This window comes from Microbacterium oxydans, assembly GCF_006540085.1.
GTDB lineage: Bacteria > Actinomycetota > Actinomycetes > Actinomycetales > Microbacteriaceae > Microbacterium > Microbacterium oxydans.
The window spans coordinates 107,495-123,516 of record NZ_BJOG01000002.1; the positions used below are offsets into that span (position 1 = coordinate 107,495).

Genomic DNA, 16,022 nt, shown 5'->3' on the forward strand with positions numbered 1-16,022 from the left:
TTTCCATGCCTTCTCCCAATCGTGTTAAGCCGTGCTCGCGCCTGAAGTATGACCCGAAGCCTCGCCGATCTGGCGGGGCTTTCGTCGTTCTCGGGTGAGTCCCGCCGCCACACGCTCACATCCCTCTGCAGAGCGACCGCCGCTAGCCATGACCTCACGCTGCCGACATGAGTTCGGGAGCCGTCGCGTGAGCAGCACTGGGCTGGTCGCATGATGCGCACACTCGAGCGGCGGTGGGCGGCGGGGCACAGTTTTCAAAGCTCGGTGAGCGCGTCGAGCGCTAGCAGGATCACGCCAGCGATAGCACCGAAGAGAATCGCCCATTGGCGCCGCACTTCGCCTCGTGGAGCGGCGGCTGGTGTCATCAACCTGTTCAGGTGCCCACACGTGTTGGTCGATGGGTTGATCCCGTTGTACCCGAGCAGCATCCCGCGACGAGCGTTGAGTTCGTTGGTTCGACGCATGATGAGGTCCGCACCTCCGTGGCGTTCGGGGTCACGAGCTTCCGCCATCAAAGCGCTGTAGCGGGGGCGATACCAGGCCTCGACGCGTTCGTAAGCACGCACTATCCGAGCTTGGTCGGCGACCTCCGCCATGAACGACAGGCCCGCGTAGATGGACGCGACGATCGGCACGATGGCCGCTAGAAGTGCCAGCATGCCGCCGATCGTATTACGCCAGCTCGCGTCGGGCGCTTGTTCATCTTTCCGGCCTGCCTTCGCTGTGGTGCACCTACTTCGCGCGCAGCCTGAGGGGGCCGGACACTCTTGATCGGAGCCGTAGTGGCAGGCAAGCGGAAGATCACGCGTCGCTTCATCAAGCTGCGTGACGAGTTCCGTGAGCAGTGCCGGGCGGAACGCGCGTCGTGCTGGCTGTGCGGTCAGGATCACATCGACTACGAAGCCCCACACGACGATTACGCGAACGATGACCGCTTCGAGCTCGATCACTTCTACCCGGTGTCGACACATGAGGAGTTGCAGGAGGACCCTGCGAACTTCCGCCCGTCCGCGCACGGGTGCAACAACGCCCGGTCGAACGGACCGCCTCGCCCTGGCCTCGGTATCCCGAGCCAGGCATGGACGTGAGAGCTGAAAAGCGCGCTTGGGCCGGTGGTTAGACCCCCACGGCAGAAGAGTACTGTCCCATCCCAGCGAAATCAGGAAACATCGTGTCTCGTGTGAAGCCGAAGTTCTGCTCGAGCATGGCCAGCAAAATCGGCTTCACCTCTGCTCGCACGGTAACGGCTATAACGTCCGGGAAAACGGTCTGACGCCGCCCGCGCTCGTTGGCGAGGCCAGACGGGCCGCAGAGTTTCTCGAGACGACGGTGAGGCGATTCGCCCCACTTCTGCGAGGGCAGAGAAAGCGGTCCGAGCTCGGATTCAGGCCATACGGACGATGACTCCGGCGCACTGTAGAAGGCAAACACGCCTCGTTGCGCCGCGATCCGAGCATCTATCGGTGGTGTTGCGTAGAGCATCCGCGCCGGGTGATGCGAGTTATCAAACGCAGCCTCATACGTGTCAGCGCTATACGGACGATCGATCTCCGTGAATTGCGAACGCTTCATCGCCAGTAAGACCCCGTCGACTTCTCTGACGCTTCGGCCTTGGTTATCGCTTGAGTCGTCATCGCACAGGAACCAAAGCGCTACGAACGGGTCAGTCGAACAATCGATGAGACGCGTGATCGCACCGTGGTGCCTCAGCCGAGCGAGTATCTCCCAATCTCCCATCCGCTGGGCTCCGTCGATACCCAGTCGACGAGCCTTTCGAATCATGGCTCGCTCGTTGTCGTAAATTTGTGTAGACGGGAGGCCTTCGCGGCCGGCCTTCGACACCAGCCGCCAGGCTTCGTCAGCCTGTCCGCGCCAGACGACGCCTTCCTTCGGGCCACGCAGAGTAATCCCAGCAATCGCCGTCATGACATCCGATGCCGCATCGACGTGAGTGTTCGCTCCTTGCGATGCGAAGTCCGGGTGTCGAGCTTTCTCCGATGTGTAGCGCATCCACGCGGGCCAAAGTGACATGTCCGTATGCATGCCGTCCTAGTTTCCCTGGCACAAGAGTTCCAAAGGGAGGGGAAGGGACGGTTGAGTTTCTAGCTATTGCTGCGCCCGGAACACCCCCCGCGCGGTCGGTTCCTCTCTCCCCGGACTCGGCGATAGGGGGTCGCGCGCGTATAGGAGGTGACAGGCATGGCGAGTTTCGCTGACGAGAGTGTCGCCGATGCGCTCGAGCGCTCGAGCGCTCGATCAAGAATGCTCCGCATCCGCGCGCGCGACACTCTGCCGCCGTCGCCGCAGCCCGAGCTCTCGCTCGCAAGAGACGTACAGGCGGGGCGGCTCGAAATAGGCGAGGTGCGCGGACGTGCGTGGCCTCAGAAAGGACATCGGTCGGCTGACCGATGCGATCACCAACACGGAGAAGTCGTAAACATCGAACTGCCCACCATCCCCTCCGGCGTGCTCGTGCTGCTCGCGCTCGCGGCACCCTACGTGCAGGCGCTCATCCGGCGTCCGAAGTGGTCGCCGACGGTCAAGAGGATCCTCGCCATCTTCATCCCGATCGTGCTCACTGCCATCGTGCTCGCCTTCTACTTCGTCTACACCGGCGACACCGTACCCACGTGGCCGGCGCTCGTAATGCTCGCGATCGTCGTCGCTCAGGTTAGCTACGCGCTCATCACGAAGAACAGCGCGACCGAGCTCGAACAGCGCACCTCGCCCACGGTCATCTGACCGCAAATGTTCGTGGAACAAACCTACCCAGCCGCCAGGCTGGGTGGGGTTTTCGTCGTTCGGCCGCGCTGCATTTCGCGCTTGTTGTAAGAAGTTGTCCCCCGAACGGCCTACAGACAGGTCGGGGAGCCGTCGATAGCGTCGAAGTGACGAGGTTCTTCAAAGTGTCAGCATCTGACAGCTTGGAATTCTCTCGTCGTGATATTCATCGACGAATGGAAATACTGTGAAGAAGTCCAATATTTTAGCCGCTGGAGTTATCGCTGCAATAGTGAGCCTGAGCGGCGCCGTGCCCGCACTTGCGGAAGATAGCGTAACTGATGATCAAACAGAAAACCGACAGGGGGTTTGTTCGAGCGGATGGCGCTGGCTGCCACTCGAGCGCGAGGTGGTGGACGGGTGGCTCCCTGTCGGGCCGATGCAGTTCAACCACAACGGCACGGACGCTCCCGCCAAGGTGACCTTCACTTCAACGGCGGAAGCAACGATGACAGCGATCGCCGGCGGCTCTTTCAATGTTGGCATCGATGCCAAACTCGCTTCCGCGAGCGCGGAGTACGGCGTGACTTTCCAAGGGAGCGTAACGGCCGGCATCGGCAACACGATCGAGATCACCGTGCCTCCACGGTCATACGGATACGGTGAGTACGGGATCTGGAACTCATCGATCCGAGGCGAAGAACAGTACTGGCAAGGAATTGGCACGGTATGCAACATCACCGAGAGGAAGAACGCGTCCCTGGTTCGGGCTGCGTTCCGGGTGGGTTGGGACACAAGCACGAGCCCCGCGTGAGTCGTACACGTGGTGTCGCTCTCGTCGGAGTCTTGGCGGTTGCGCTGAGCGGGTGCACCTTAGGAGGCGGCACGCCCACCCCGCAGCCGACGTCCGCACCGTCCACTCCTCCCGCTGCAGAACCCGCGGCGCCCGCAACTCCGCCTGCAACGGTAGACGCAATGTGGGCCAGTGCCGAAAAGCCACTCGGGGCGTTGTCCTCCGTGAGAGGAGCCGACGAAATCGGCCCAGTCTCGACCACGGCCAGCTATGTGGTGGTCTATATCAAGTGCTACGGCACAGGCGTCGTCACCGTCGACGTGGTTGGATCGGCAAAGATGACTCAACAATGCTTGACCGACGAAACGGATCCGGGCACCCGAAATCAGATTCAAGTGCTCAACCCAGAAGAGGTTACCGTGCGCGGCACCGCGGAGAACTCGAATATGTGGGCTATTGCGGTCACAGAAGGCGACGACGCCAACTGATTATTTCCATAATCACCTCACGAACTCTGCCTAGTACGAGTGAGCGCACTCGAACGCTGGCATACGACCCCACCCGGCTTCTGCTGGGCGGGGTCGTTTTCGGTGTGAGCACTATAATCCAGGGATGCCGGTCTATGCGCATTGCGACAGTTGTGGTCACGACTTCGAGTCCCAGGGCCTTGCGATCAGCGGACCCGGGAGCGCAGGGGTCACGCTGGTAGGCAACGCTGAGAGCTGCCCAAGATGTGGCCGCGAAGCCCGCATCATGGATGGGCGCTTCAAGATATCGGAAGACGCGATAGAAGTGATCGACGCGCCGCCGTGGTCCCGCGACCTCATCATTCGGCTCACTCCGAAACAACGCCACCGGATCGACGCCACGGTCAGATGGGCACAGCTGCGGAGGGTAGACCCAGCTACGGATGACGAGAAAACGGTCCGTGCCCTTGAGAAGACCATCGAAGAGAACGTCCCCGCGATCCAACCGTGGCTCGAGAAATTTCGTGGTCCCACTTCGTCGAATATTGCCGCCTGGCTTGCTGTCCTGATCTCGATCCTGATGTGGATTACGAGCAACAACAGCGGCGGTGTCACTCCCCAGCAGCTCGAGCAGATACTCGATGAGACCGTGCGCTCCGCGCAGAGCGAACAGTCGCAATCAACGCGAGCGCAGCCCACAGGGCCAGCAGCGCCGCTGCAATCCCCAGAACCGTTCCCGCAGGCGTCTGAGTTACCGAGCCCAGGTACGCATTGATGGCACCAACGGCGAAGATGCCCAGCCAGAACACGTACTTGCTCATGCCCGCCACGTTAACACTGCTTGCTGGTGGGTGGTAGCCCGTCACCACCGACGCCCATGGGGACGTCAGCTACGGGCGTTGGAGCGACTGGATCCGGCGGTCCAGTTCAGCAATGATCCGAGCTTGGGTCTCGGTGAGGGCAAGGAGTGTGTCGACGATATCGGCCATGTTGGCGTTATCCGGGTCGGCGTTCCACTGGATGCCGAGCGCTTGGACCTGGTCCGAGGTGGCGGTGAGCCACGCTATGGCCGAATCAGGGAGGCACAGATCGCTGCGTTCCATGCGCGTCAGGATAGTTACTCGTCGTCGAGTTGCACAGCGTTACCGCTCTCATCGTACCGAAGGGGCATCATCATGGAACCCGTGATCTGGGTGATCAGCATCGCGGCATTCGCGCTGAGCGTCGCCGCTCTCGTCGTTGCGATCCGAGGGGCTCGCCGTGACCGCTGACCTCGCAGAACGCATTCGCGAGGCCGTCGCGCAGCTCGAGAAGTGGCGGACCGAACGCAATTCCGCCATCCGTGCGGCGGCGACCGGCGATCCAAAGATGAGCCCGACCGAGATCGCGCGCGCGTCAGGGCTCTCGCGCATGCAGGTCTACCGCATCATCGAGCAGCACTAGGAACGGAGCCGCGACCCGCGCGAGAGCGGCGCGACTTGCCCACGTTTTGCCCACGGTTGCCCACACCTGAGCGCGGTTATCGGTGGCTGACGGTGGGCGATTGTGACCGTCATCCCGCGGATGCCGCCCTCTGACGCGTCGCGAAGTAGAGTTCGAGTCCCGTAGTCGGCTCCGCACACGAAGGCCCGCATCCCCTTGGAAACACCGGGGATGCGGGCCTTCGTCGTCGCACTGATCGTGACCAGGGCGTGGACGCGAGCCCGTCCTTGACACCAGGATGGGCGCATGACTCTAGGCGACTTTCCGGTGAGGGCTTCGATCGGCGTGAAGGACATCAAGCGATCCGTGGCCTTCTACGAAGGCATACTGGGGCTCGTCCCCGCAAGCATCGGTCCGAGCGCCGACATCGAGGGGGGCGCGCGTTTCTACGCGTGCGGGCAGGGCACCATGCTCAACGTCTTCGAGACCCCGACGGCGGGGTCGACGCACTCGACGGTCGCCACTTGGTACGTCGACGACCTCGATGCGATCGTCACAGAGTTGACGGCGGCCGGCGCTGAACTCGTCCACTACGACGGTTTCGACCAAGACGAACGAGGGATCGGCCCCCGTGCCGGCGGTGGTCGCATCGCTTGGGTGGAAGATCCCGACGGAAACACCCTCGCGTTCGAGACAGATGACTAGGAACGCGTCACTCGTGTCCTCCGCCTTCCGGGTCGGAGTTCAGCTGCAGAAGCCGGTTGCGGGAAGCGTGTCCGTGACGGTGATGCCGCGAACGAACGGCTCGGCTTCGGAGACCTCGAAGACCATCCACCGAGGACTCGTGCCGACGACGTAGCCGGAGGTCCCCGATGCCGCGTCGAATGCCCCGTCCGGTTCCGCGGTGGTGAGCTCGTCCAACGTCGATCCCAGGCCGATGCCGCTCTCCGTGAGAGGTGAGGTCGCCACGGGGCCGGACAGGGGGACATCGCCCGGCACGCGAATGGTGATGCCGCTCACGCCGCTCTCTCCGGGGTGACTGATGATCCCGAAGCTGGCCTGTGCGCCCTCCGCCGTCTCGTAGTACTCCAGGTCTTCGCAGGGGTCGGTCAGGGCGAACGTGGGGCTCAGCGCATCGACGATCGACTCCGAACCGAGCTCTGCGCGGCCGATCCCCTGGTCGGTGATGAGCCAGGTCGACGTGTCCGCCGCGTCGAAGCTCGGCGTCGATGACGGGGTCGGGCTCGGGGCAGCGGTCGGAGTGGTCGAGGCTGTCGCAGACGGGGTCGGATCCGCGCTCGGAGCCGAGCATGCGACGAGGGTGATGGACAGGGCCGCGGCTGCGGCGAGGCTGACGAGCCGAACGGAGGTGCGCACAGGTCGAGCATAGGAGTGCGACAGGGATCGCCCGGTGACCGAGCGCTTCCCGCGAGGGTGTCGTCGGTCGCACGGCCGGCATCGGAACGAAACGCGGGCGTCCTAGGCTGGTCTGATGCTCAAAGGACTGATCCGCCCCGTCGAAGCCCACAGCGTGACCCTCAAGGGCGAAGACCTCGTCGAGGTCCGCGCGCAGCTCACGGCTCAGGCTCCCCAAGGGTGGGACCTGGTGTCGGCCATGGCGACGATGGAGAAGGCCGGGTCGATGCGCTCTGTCGAGGGCAAGTTCCTTCGCCGCGACGGGATTCGCGAGATCGAGGCCGACGACATGGCCGCGCTCGAGGGTCAGGTGCCGGAGGGATGGCAGTTGCTCTCCGTGTGGAAGACGGACTGACGTCTCCCTGCGTGTCCGGCGCGGGGGAGTTCAGCTCGCTTCGTCGATCGGCGGCGCCTCGACGACCTCTTCGATCAGGCTGATCCCGCCTGTCGAGCTCGCCGACTGCATGAGGTCCTGAATCCACTTCGGGTTCAACTGCGGCGCCTCCGGTTCGTCGAAGGTGAAACGGAGCGGAATCGACGGGTGCAGCCAGATCGTCGAGCGCCCGGGGGAGTCGCTGTCAGGGTGACGCCACGACAGGGTGAAGCTCTCGTTGCGCCGCAGTTTCGTCGCGATGACCACCTTCAGATGTGCGAGCGCCCGATCCTCGATGTGGATCGCATCGCCGTTGCCGTACTGGATCGTTCCCATGGGGGAAACCCTATCCGCCGACACCTCCCACCCGCTTCTGCCCTTAGCGGCACGCGGAGGCGAGACCATTCCGGAGTATCGCACTAGACGGTGATATGTTACTGACTGTTGAGTTTCCTGGCGGTCCTGCGGATGCGCCAGGTCGAAGACGGCGCAGGTGGCCGACTCCCCGCCGCGGCCACCTGCGCTTGCCTCCTGAAGGCGGGATCCCTGGAGCGCTCATGCCGGAAGCGACGACGCCGGAAGGGCGGCACGATGTCACGGAGAAGCTTGCGCGCGCCGCGTACGAGCGCGAGAAGCGGCTGCTGCAGATCGAGCTCCTGAAACTGCAGGCGCACATCAAGCGCTCATCCGAACGTGCGCTCGTCCTCTTCGAAGGCCGCGACGCCGCGGGAAAAGGAGGCGCGATCAAGCGATTCATGGAGCATCTGAATCCTCGCGGTGCGCGTGTGGTCGCCCTCGACAGACCCAGCGACATCGAGCGCACGCAGTGGTACTTCCAGCGCTACGTCGCGCACCTGCCGTCGGGTGGCGAGATCGTCCTGATGGATCGTTCCTGGTACAACCGTGCGGGGGTCGAACGGGTCATGGGGTACTGCTCGTCTGCCGAGTACGAGGAGTTCCTCCAGACGGCACCGCAGTTCGAGCGCATGCTCGTCGGCTCGGGCATACGGCTCATCAAGCTGTGGTTCTCGGTCAGTGAGCACGAGCAGCGTCGACGCTTCGCCCGGCGGGCTGAAGACACTGTCAGGCAGTGGAAGCTGAGCCCGACCGACGTCGCGAGCATCGATCGATGGGATGACTACACGGCAGCGGAAGAGGCGATGTTCCGCCAGACCGACACCGCGGCACTTCCGTGGCTCGTCATCAGGTCGGACGACAAGAGACGAGCGCGACTGGAAGCGATGCGGTGTGTCCTCACCCGCTTCGACTATCCCGGCAAGGATCCTCTCATCGCTCACGCGCCGGATCCGCTGCTCGTCACCCGTCCGTCGCAGCACTACGGTGACGACGAGACGCCGACGCCGTGACCGGCACCCGACGCAACACGGCGTCATCCGGGAATGCGGGCGATGGGATCGACTGTTGTGATCGTCATGACTCGCATCGGAACAAGTGACCTCGACGTCCTCCCCCTCTCGCTCGGCGGCAACGTGTTCGGTTGGACAGCCGACCGCGACACCTCGTTCGCCGTGCTGGATGCCTTCGTGGACGGCGGCGGCGACTTCATCGACACCGCCGATTCGTACAGCGCCTGGGTTCCGGGAAACGAGGGCGGCGAGAGCGAGACGATCATCGGCGAGTGGCTCGCGTCTCGGAAGCCCGCAGGGGTGGTCGTCGCCACGAAGGTGAGTCAGCATCCGGACTTCCGCGGTCTGGCCGCCTCGAACGTCCGTCGGGCCGCCGAGGCATCGCTGCGGCGTCTGGGCGTCGATGAGATCGACCTGTACTACGCCCACTTCGATGACACGTCGGTTCCCCTGGAGGAGACCGTCGCAGCCTTCGGACAGCTCGTCGACGACGGTCTCGTGCGTCACGTGGCGGTGTCGAACTACTCCGCCGATCGCATCCGTGAGTGGATCGAGATCGCACGGCGCACGGGTGTGGCGCTCCCCGTCGCCGTGCAGCCGCATTACAACCTCGTGCACCGCAACGAGGTCGAGGACTCGATCATCCCGGTCGCCGAGGAGTTCGAACTCGGACTCGTGCCCTACTACTCCTTGGCGAGTGGCTTCCTCACGGGAAAGTACCGGTCGACGGAGACCGTGGGCCAGGATTCGCCGCGCGCGCAGGGAGCGGCGAAGTACGCGACCGAGGCGGGACTGCGGATCATCGACGCCCTCGAGGAGATCGGGGATGCGCACGATGCCTCCATCGCCGCGACCTCCCTCGCCTGGCTTCGCGCGCAGCCGACGGTGGTCGCCCCGATCGCGAGTGCGCGCAGCGTGGAGCAGGTTCCCGATCTTCTCGCCGGGGCGCGCCTCGAACTGTCGAGCGAAGAGGTGCAGCGGCTCAATCGGGTCTCGGAGTGGACGCCGACGAACGCGTGATCGGCGGGCTCTCGTCGCCGACGAGCCCGAGCCGGTGCGCCAGGATCACCGCGTGGATCCTGTCACGGGCACCGAGCTTCGCGAGGACCCGACCGACGTGCGTCTTCACCGTGGACTCGCCGACGTAGAGCGTCTGAGCGATCTCTGCGTTGGTGAGGCCGCGGCCCATCGCGACGAACACGTCGCGCTCGCGCTCGGTGAGCGACTCGAGAGCGGCGCTCTCGGCGGGTGCAGGAGCCGCGGCGGCGCCGAGCTGCGGCGTCACATGTTCCAGCAGCGTTCTCGTGATGCGAGGAGACAACGCGGCATCGCCACGATGCACGGCGCGTACGGCGGAGATCATCTCGTGTCGCTGCGCGTCCTTCAGCAGGAATCCGCTCGCCCCCGCCCGGATCGCCCCGAACGCGTACTCGTCCAGATCGAACGTCGTCAGCACGAGTACCTTGGTCTGCGGACGGTCCCGGATGATCGCCTCCGTGGCGGCGATCCCGTCGAGCTCCGGCATCCGGATGTCCATCAGCACCAGGTCGGGCGCGAGCACGGCGCTCTGCGTGATGGCCGCCCTGCCGTCTCCTGCCTCGCCGACCACGACGATGTCGTCCTCCGATTCGAGGACCATCCGGAACCCGACTCGGATGAGCTGCTGGTCATCCACCAGCAGCACCCTGATCCTCTGCGTCATCCCTCTTCCTCTCTCGTCTGCGCCCGTGCGACGGACGCGCCCCCCGATGCGGGCAGGACCGCCCGCAGGACCCATCGTCCTCCACCTGCCGGCGCCGACTGCACCGTGCCGTGCACGTGGGCGGCGCGCTCCGACAGGCCACGGATGCCGAACCCGTCCGACCCGATCGCGCCGGAGACGCCGTCGTTCACGATCTCGATCGTCACGGCGTCGCTCGTGTACTCCAGGCGCACACTGATGCTCTCGGCCGTCGGGGCGTGACGCATGGCGTTGGTCACGCCCTCCTGGACGATCCTGCCGATCGCGTGCGCGACAGCGGGGGAGACCTCCGTCTGCCCGACCACGGTGAGCGTCGCCGGGTAGCCTGCGCGCTGAGCGGCTTCCACGGTGTCTCGTGCGGGCACGGGCTGCATAGGGGCCAAAGGCAGCGGCGACTCGTCGTCGCGCAGCACCCCGAGCATCGCGCGCATCTCGGTGAGTGCGCCTCTGGCGGTGTCCGCGACGTGCGCCGCGGCCTTCTGAGCCTGTTCGCGGTCGGGGGTGGCCGCCGCTCCCTCGGACAGCGCGACGATGACGGTGAGCGAGTGGGAGACGATGTCGTGCATCTCGCGTGCGATGCGTGCTCTCTCCGATGCGGCCGCGAGCTGCGCCTGCTGGTCGCGCTCGATCAGCAGCTGGCGCGAACGGTCGATGATGGCGAGGAGATAGCGTTTGCGGCCACCCACGTTCACGCCGACCAGGGTGCCGATGAGGCCGAGCGCCGCGTAGCCGAGGGCGGTGTCGAGCCCGACCTGGAGTACGGTGGCCCCGCTCAGCATGAGCACCGTGGTGAGCACGAGGAACCAGGCAGCGCCGATCCCGTAGCAGATCCACGCCAGGCGGGCCGAGCTGTAGACCGCGATGCCGTAGCAGGCCACGAGCAGGAGCACGATGCCGCCCGACATGCCGGTGAAGAGCCCGACGGTTCCCAGGATCACGGCGGCGATGAAGGGACCCAGCGGCGCTCGACGGCGCCAGAGCAGGGTGCTGCATCCGATCGCGACCATGACCAGGGTGGCGATGTTGACAGTGACGTACGTGGCCTCGGGCAGCGTGCTGCGCGGATAGGGCGCGGCCGGAGTGAGCGTCAGGAACAGGCAGATCAGCGCGATCAGGATGTCGGCGAAGAGCGGGTGACGAGCCCAGAACCGCCGGAAGAGACCCGGGGCACGCGGAAGCCGCAGCTCCTCGTCCTCGCGGATCGAGTCGCTGCGGCTTCGCGTTCTGCTCACAGGCCGACTTTACGCGTCGCGCGTGCGCAGCACGCCCCACGCGACCAGGGCGCCACCGGCGACCCAGCAGCCCAGCGTCAGGAACGCGACGGGGGCGTCGAGAGCAGCCGTCTCACCGGGCATGATCGCGGACTGTGCGGCTGCCACCGGGAGGTACGCCGACGCTTCGGTGACCCATGCCCAGGCGTCGCCGGCGAAGGAGAAGAAGCTCGCGACGATCGGCAGGACGAACAGCACACCGACAGTCGCTGCGATCGCTCCGGCGCCCGAGCGCAGGATGAAGCCGAACGAGACCCCGATCAGCGCGAAGACGGCCATCGCGAGCGAGGCGACGACGATCGGCAGCAGCGATGCGGACGGGTCCGACCACTCGATGCCCTGATCGCGCGGCGCGACGATGAGCGTGACCGCGAGCGCCGCGACGGCGAAGATCACCAGCGACGAGATGAACATGAATGCGGCCAGTACCGTCGACTTCGCCGCCAGCACCGAGCCGCGGACCGGGTTCGCCGTGAGCGTCGAGCGGATCATGCCCGTCGAGTACTCACCGGTCACGGAGATCGCACCGATGATGCCGGCGAGCAGCATGGTGAACTGGATCGGCATGATGACGGCCTGGATCGGTTCGAAGTCCGGCATGTCGAGGGCTTGGGCGATGAGCACGGCGATCGCGACGGTCAGGGCTGCAGCGATCCCGATGGACCACCAGGTCGAGCGCAGTGTGGCGAGCTTGATCCACTCGCCGCGCAGTGCACGCCCGAACGTCAGCTTCCGACCGGTGTCGACGCGCGGCCGCGTGGGTGCGGGGGCTTGTGTCGTGGTCATGAGATCTCCTTGGTGCGGTACTCGACGGAGTCGCCGGTGAGAGCGAGGTAGGCGTCTTCCAGCGAACCGGTGGTCGGGGTGAGCTCGTGCAGCGGAATACCGCGGTCGGCGGCGAGGTCGCCGATCCGCGCAGCGGGCAGGCCCACGATGTCGAGGAGGTCGGGAGCGGAGCTCGCGATCTCCACGTCGGGTCCGCCGACGGCCGCAGCCAGGTCGGCCGGTCGCGGGGTGCGCACCCGCACCGTGTTCCTCGTCCATGACCGGACGAGATCTGCGAGCGGTGCATCGGCGAGCACGCGCCCACGTCCCATCACGATGACGTGATCCGCGGTCTGTGCCATCTCGCTCATCAGGTGGCTCGAGAGGAGCACGGTGCGCCCTTCCCCTGCGGCATGACGGACGAACTGACGCACCCAGCGAACACCTTCGGGGTCGAGGCCGTTGACCGGCTCGTCGAGGATCAGCGTGTGCGGATCGCCGAGCAGCGCCGAGGCGATGCCCAGCCGCTGGCCCATGCCGAGCGAGAACCCTCCCGCACGTTTGCGGGCCACGGACTCGATGCCGGCGAGGTCGATGACCTCGTCGACGCGCGAGGAGGGGATGCCGTGGGTCGCTGCCATCGCGCGGAGGTGGTTGCGGGCCGTGCGGCCGGTGTGCACCGCCTTGGCGTCCAGAAGCACTCCCACCTCCGTCAGCGGGGCGCGGAGCTTGCGGTACTCGCGGCCTGCGACGGCGGCGCGCCCCGACGTGGGACGGTCGAGGCCGACGATCATCCGCATGGTGGTCGACTTCCCCGCACCGTTCGGGCCCAGGAAGCCGGTGACGCTGCCCGGCTGGACGGTGAACGACACGTCGTCGACGGCGGTCTTGTCTCCGAACCTCTTGGTGAGGCCTTCTGCTGTGATCATGAGGACAACGTTACGGAGCGAGGTCGGGAGTGCGCGTCCCCCTCAGGTACACATCTGGTGCCGAGGCGTCCGACCGACGGCGGATGTATCGGTGTGTCAGCGGCGCGGACGAGCCTGAACCCGCGCGGCCATCTCGTCGGACGCGATGATCGCCTCGTCGATGATCTCCCGCGAAACCGGAGCCGTCAGCCAGTCGTGGCTCAGCGACGCCGGGATGAGCAGCGGCATCCGATCGTGGAGATCGACGAGGTGCGCAGGCGCGGGGCGCATGACGATCGAGTAGCACGTGTACCACTGGTCGTCTGCGGTGCGGCCGCGTTGCGTCACGGCGGCCATGCCGAACAGGGTGCCGTCGTCGACGATGAACTCGTTCCACTGCCGGGACGGCTTCTGCATCTCGTACCAGCTCGTTGCCGGGACGATCCCTCGCGACTTCGCGCCGCCCGGGCGCTCCTGCAGGCGCTCGGAGCGGGTGTTGATCGACGGGAACTTCGCCGGCTCGCCGTTCACGAGGAAACCCCACCATGCGGGTTCCAGCGTCGGCGCTGTGTCGGGCTGCACGATCAGCGGATTGAGGTTGCGCAGGTTCTTGCCGGTAGGACGGACGGTCTCACCCGCGTTCTCCTGCGCCCAGACGCGCAGGCCCTCGAGCACCGCGTCGTCTGCCGCGGCGAGGAGCTCTGCATCGGTGAATCGGGGATCGAGACCGTAGCTCGCGCACATGCCGTCAGCGTAGCGCGGGGCGCCGACATCCGGGTGGGAGGGAGCGGGCAGCATCTCGGGTAGGGTCGACGGGTGCCAGAGCCTCGTCGAATCCCTGCCCCGGTGGCACTCGGAGGGGCGGTCGCGATCGGGGTCATGACGGCGATCCAGGCGCGGATCAACGGCGTGCTCGGGGTGCGCGTGGACGACGGCATCGTCGCCGGCTTCCTCTCCTTCTCCGTCGGCCTGCTGGCACTCGCGATCGTGATCGCCTGCCTCCCCTCGGCTCGACGGGGAGTGGCGCGTCTCTGGAGCGGCGTCCGACAGCGCACGATCCCCTTCTGGATGCTCCTCGGAGGCGCCTGCGGTGCACTCACCGTCTCCACCCAGGGGCTCACGGCCGGAGTCCTCGGCGTCTCGCTGTTCACGGTCGGCGTGGTGGCGGGACAGACCGTGCACGGTCTGGTGCTCGATCGCATCGGATTCGGACCGGCCGGCGTCGTCGCGGTCACGCCGGGACGTGTCCTGGGAGGTGCGCTCGCGCTCGCCGCGGTCGGCATCTCGCTGTCCGGGGACGTGCTGGCGTCAGCGCCGCTGTGGATGCTGCTCCTGCCGTTCGCGGCCGGGGTCGGCATCGCGTGGCAGGCAGCGACCAACGGGCGTGTGGCCCAGCGCGCGCGCTCACCTCTGGCCGCGACCCTGATGAGCTTCGTCGCCGGAACCGTGGTCCTCGCGCTGGCGTCCGGCGTGAGCATCGCGTTCCGTGGGGCACCCGCCGCCCTCCCCGCCGAGCCGTGGCTGTACCTCGGAGGCTTCCTCGGCGCCGCCTACATCCTCCTCGGCACGTTCATCGTGGCGCAGACGGGGGTGCTGCTGATGGGCCTGGGGTCGGTGCTCGGCCAGCTGACCACGTCGGTGGTGATCGACCTGGTGTGGCCGCCCGCAGCAGGGCCGGCGCTCTGGCAGGTGCTCGCGATGGTCGTGGTCGCCGTCGCGTCTGTCGTGGTCGCGGTGCCGTGGCCTCGCCGCCGCTGAACTACTTCTTCTTCGCCTTCTTGGCTGACGGCTTCGGCATGCGCGTGACGAGCTTGCGGGCGTCGACGGTCTTGCGTCGTCCCGGTTTCTTGTGTTCGGGCTTGCCGCCGACGTAGAGCCAACCCAGGAGCTCCTCGTTCTTCCCGAGCCCGTGGGCCTTGGCGACGGCCTTGGCTCGCGTGTAGTGGCCCGTGCGCCAGATGACGCCCCACCCTGCCTCGTCGAGGAGAAGGCTCAACGTGTGGGCGACCCCGGAGGCGACGGCCTCCTGCTCCCACCGGGGTACCTTCTCGCTCTTCTGGTAGCTCGCGACGACGGCGATGAGCAGCGGGGCGCGCAGCGGCTTCGACGAGGGAGAGGAGTCGCCCTGTGCCTTCGCGATCGCCGCGCCGAGCACCTCCCGATCCGCGCCTCGCAGCTCGATCAACCGCCAAGGGCGCAGCGACGAGTGATCGGCCACGCGACCGGCGGCCGCGACCAGCGTGAGCAGTTCGTCGCGGGTGGGCGCGGTGTCTTCGACCTTCGACCAGGACTGTCGTGCGCGGACGGCGTCGAGAGCGCTCACGACGCGTCGGGCGTGAAGTTCAGCGCGATGGAGTTCATGCAGTAGCGGTCGCCGGTCGGCGTCCCGAATCCGTCGGGGAAGACGTGACCGAGGTGCGACCCGCAGTTGGCGCAGCGCACCTCCGTGCGCACCATCCCGAGGCTGTCGTCCTCGATGAGCTCGACCGCGTCAGGACGGATCGACTCGTAGAAGCTCGGCCAACCGCACCCGGAGTCGAACTTCGTTCCGCTCTTGAAGAGCTCGGCGTTGCAGGCACCACAGGTGTAGAGGCCGGCGCGTTCCTCGTCGAGCAGCTCGCCCGTCCAGGCCCGTTCGGTCGCGGCCTGACGCAGCACCGCGTACTGCTCCTCACCGAGCTCCTCGCGCCATTCGTCTTCGGTCTTGTCCACGCTGTACGACATGTGTCCTCCTGAGTCGCTTCCATTCTCTCCCGGGAGACGAGGTCTCGGGTGCTC

At 66.1% G+C, this 16,022-nt stretch carries 22 protein-coding genes; 10 read left to right on the plus strand and 12 right to left on the minus strand.

Features of this window, described 5'->3' with window-relative positions:
- Nucleotides 1-254: 254 nt before the first annotated feature.
- On the minus strand, nucleotides 255-950 hold the full coding sequence (locus MOX01_RS19115; protein ID WP_170224161.1) for a hypothetical protein: 696 nt from the start codon (nucleotides 948-950) through the stop codon (nucleotides 255-257).
- Between the two features lie 166 nt (nucleotides 951-1,116).
- Nucleotides 1,117-2,031 (minus strand): FRG domain-containing protein, encoded by a 915-nt coding sequence (locus MOX01_RS06340; RefSeq protein ID WP_170224163.1) that lies wholly within the window; start codon nucleotides 2,029-2,031, stop codon nucleotides 1,117-1,119.
- Nucleotides 2,032-2,466: 435 nt separating this feature from the next.
- On the opposite strand from MOX01_RS06340, the gene MOX01_RS06345 reads away from it, so the two are divergent.
- The 4 genes from MOX01_RS06345 to MOX01_RS06360 all read left to right on the plus strand — a co-directional run bounded on the left by MOX01_RS06345 (nucleotide 2,467) and on the right by MOX01_RS06360 (nucleotide 4,756).
- Nucleotides 2,467-2,742, plus strand: a complete 276-nt coding sequence (locus MOX01_RS06345) for a hypothetical protein (RefSeq protein WP_230977816.1) — start codon at nucleotides 2,467-2,469, stop codon at nucleotides 2,740-2,742.
- A gap of 226 nt (nucleotides 2,743-2,968) precedes the next feature.
- On the plus strand, nucleotides 2,969-3,535 hold the full coding sequence (locus tag MOX01_RS06350) for a hypothetical protein (protein WP_141368931.1): 567 nt from the start codon (nucleotides 2,969-2,971) through the stop codon (nucleotides 3,533-3,535).
- 161 nt (nucleotides 3,536-3,696) lie between these two features.
- Nucleotides 3,697-4,002, plus strand: coding sequence for a hypothetical protein (locus MOX01_RS06355; RefSeq protein ID WP_141368933.1), 306 nt, complete (start codon nucleotides 3,697-3,699; stop codon nucleotides 4,000-4,002).
- 124 nt (nucleotides 4,003-4,126) lie between these two features.
- A complete protein-coding gene (locus MOX01_RS06360) occupies nucleotides 4,127-4,756 on the plus strand; it encodes a zinc ribbon domain-containing protein (protein WP_141368935.1) in 630 nt (209 codons plus the stop codon).
- Between the two features lie 115 nt (nucleotides 4,757-4,871).
- On the opposite strand, the gene MOX01_RS06365 is transcribed toward MOX01_RS06360, so the two are convergent.
- Complete coding sequence (locus tag MOX01_RS06365) at nucleotides 4,872-5,084, minus strand: hypothetical protein (protein ID WP_141368938.1); 213 nt, start codon at nucleotides 5,082-5,084, stop codon at nucleotides 4,872-4,874.
- 157 nt (nucleotides 5,085-5,241) lie between these two features.
- Between MOX01_RS06365 and MOX01_RS06370 the strand changes: the two genes are divergently transcribed.
- Both MOX01_RS06370 and MOX01_RS06375 read left to right on the plus strand, forming a co-directional pair.
- The gene (locus MOX01_RS06370; RefSeq protein WP_141368940.1) at nucleotides 5,242-5,424 is read left to right on the plus strand and encodes a helix-turn-helix domain-containing protein; all 183 of its coding nucleotides are present in this window, start codon (nucleotides 5,242-5,244) and stop codon (nucleotides 5,422-5,424) included.
- 285 nt (nucleotides 5,425-5,709) lie between these two features.
- The gene (locus MOX01_RS06375; protein ID WP_058630992.1) at nucleotides 5,710-6,108 is read left to right on the plus strand and encodes a VOC family protein; all 399 of its coding nucleotides are present in this window, start codon (nucleotides 5,710-5,712) and stop codon (nucleotides 6,106-6,108) included.
- Between the two features lie 39 nt (nucleotides 6,109-6,147).
- Here MOX01_RS06375 and MOX01_RS06380 read toward each other — a convergent pair whose 3' ends face one another.
- Nucleotides 6,148-6,780 carry a hypothetical protein gene (locus MOX01_RS06380; protein ID WP_141368942.1) on the minus strand — a complete coding sequence of 211 codons (633 nt, stop codon included), beginning with the start codon at nucleotides 6,778-6,780 and terminating at the stop codon, nucleotides 6,148-6,150.
- 115 nt (nucleotides 6,781-6,895) lie between these two features.
- Here MOX01_RS06380 and MOX01_RS06385 point away from each other — a divergent pair, with 115 nt between their 5' ends.
- Nucleotides 6,896-7,174, plus strand: a complete 279-nt coding sequence (locus MOX01_RS06385; protein WP_061018024.1) for a hypothetical protein — start codon at nucleotides 6,896-6,898, stop codon at nucleotides 7,172-7,174.
- Nucleotides 7,175-7,204: 30 nt separating this feature from the next.
- Here MOX01_RS06385 and MOX01_RS06390 read toward each other — a convergent pair whose 3' ends face one another.
- On the minus strand, nucleotides 7,205-7,528 hold the full coding sequence (locus MOX01_RS06390; RefSeq protein ID WP_061018027.1) for a DUF7882 family protein: 324 nt from the start codon (nucleotides 7,526-7,528) through the stop codon (nucleotides 7,205-7,207).
- Between the two features lie 182 nt (nucleotides 7,529-7,710).
- On the opposite strand from MOX01_RS06390, the gene ppk2 reads away from it, so the two are divergent.
- Together ppk2 and MOX01_RS06400 are read left to right on the plus strand one after the other, a co-directional pair.
- Nucleotides 7,711-8,559, plus strand: a complete 849-nt coding sequence (gene ppk2 / locus MOX01_RS06395) for a polyphosphate kinase 2 (RefSeq protein ID WP_371861846.1) — start codon at nucleotides 7,711-7,713, stop codon at nucleotides 8,557-8,559.
- A 66-nt stretch (nucleotides 8,560-8,625) separates the two neighbouring features.
- Nucleotides 8,626-9,579, plus strand: coding sequence for an aldo/keto reductase (locus MOX01_RS06400; RefSeq protein ID WP_141368946.1), 954 nt, complete (start codon nucleotides 8,626-8,628; stop codon nucleotides 9,577-9,579).
- On the opposite strand, the gene MOX01_RS06405 is transcribed toward MOX01_RS06400, so the two are convergent.
- From MOX01_RS06405 to MOX01_RS06425, 5 genes are all read right to left on the minus strand, one after another.
- Entirely contained in the window at nucleotides 9,542-10,261 is a 720-nt protein-coding gene (locus tag MOX01_RS06405; protein ID WP_061018031.1) for a response regulator transcription factor, read from the minus strand. The two genes, MOX01_RS06400 and MOX01_RS06405, sit on opposite strands and share 38 nt — an antisense overlap.
- Complete coding sequence (locus MOX01_RS06410; protein ID WP_141368948.1) at nucleotides 10,258-11,532, minus strand: sensor histidine kinase; 1,275 nt, start codon at nucleotides 11,530-11,532, stop codon at nucleotides 10,258-10,260. Before MOX01_RS06410 ends, MOX01_RS06405 begins: the two co-directional genes overlap by 4 nt.
- A gap of 9 nt (nucleotides 11,533-11,541) precedes the next feature.
- The gene (locus MOX01_RS06415; RefSeq protein ID WP_046746539.1) at nucleotides 11,542-12,357 is read right to left on the minus strand and encodes an ABC-2 transporter permease; all 816 of its coding nucleotides are present in this window, start codon (nucleotides 12,355-12,357) and stop codon (nucleotides 11,542-11,544) included.
- The gene (locus MOX01_RS06420; protein WP_141368950.1) at nucleotides 12,354-13,265 is read right to left on the minus strand and encodes an ABC transporter ATP-binding protein; all 912 of its coding nucleotides are present in this window, start codon (nucleotides 13,263-13,265) and stop codon (nucleotides 12,354-12,356) included. The genes MOX01_RS06415 and MOX01_RS06420 overlap by 4 nt, the downstream gene beginning before the upstream one ends.
- 96 nt (nucleotides 13,266-13,361) lie before the next feature.
- Nucleotides 13,362-14,042, minus strand: coding sequence for an SOS response-associated peptidase family protein (locus tag MOX01_RS06425; protein ID WP_227750912.1), 681 nt, complete (start codon nucleotides 14,040-14,042; stop codon nucleotides 13,362-13,364).
- Between the two features lie 48 nt (nucleotides 14,043-14,090).
- On the opposite strand from MOX01_RS06425, the gene MOX01_RS06430 reads away from it, so the two are divergent.
- The gene (locus MOX01_RS06430) at nucleotides 14,091-15,002 is read left to right on the plus strand and encodes a DMT family transporter (protein ID WP_141369145.1); all 912 of its coding nucleotides are present in this window, start codon (nucleotides 14,091-14,093) and stop codon (nucleotides 15,000-15,002) included.
- A gap of 1 nt (nucleotide 15,003) precedes the next feature.
- On the opposite strand, the gene MOX01_RS06435 is transcribed toward MOX01_RS06430, so the two are convergent.
- Together MOX01_RS06435 and msrB are read right to left on the minus strand one after the other, a co-directional pair.
- Nucleotides 15,004-15,567 (minus strand): nitroreductase family protein, encoded by a 564-nt coding sequence (locus MOX01_RS06435; protein WP_058631000.1) that lies wholly within the window; start codon nucleotides 15,565-15,567, stop codon nucleotides 15,004-15,006.
- The gene (gene msrB, locus MOX01_RS06440) at nucleotides 15,564-15,968 is read right to left on the minus strand and encodes a peptide-methionine (R)-S-oxide reductase MsrB (RefSeq protein WP_017828933.1); all 405 of its coding nucleotides are present in this window, start codon (nucleotides 15,966-15,968) and stop codon (nucleotides 15,564-15,566) included. The genes MOX01_RS06435 and msrB overlap by 4 nt, the downstream gene beginning before the upstream one ends.
- Nucleotides 15,969-16,022 lie beyond the last annotated feature (54 nt).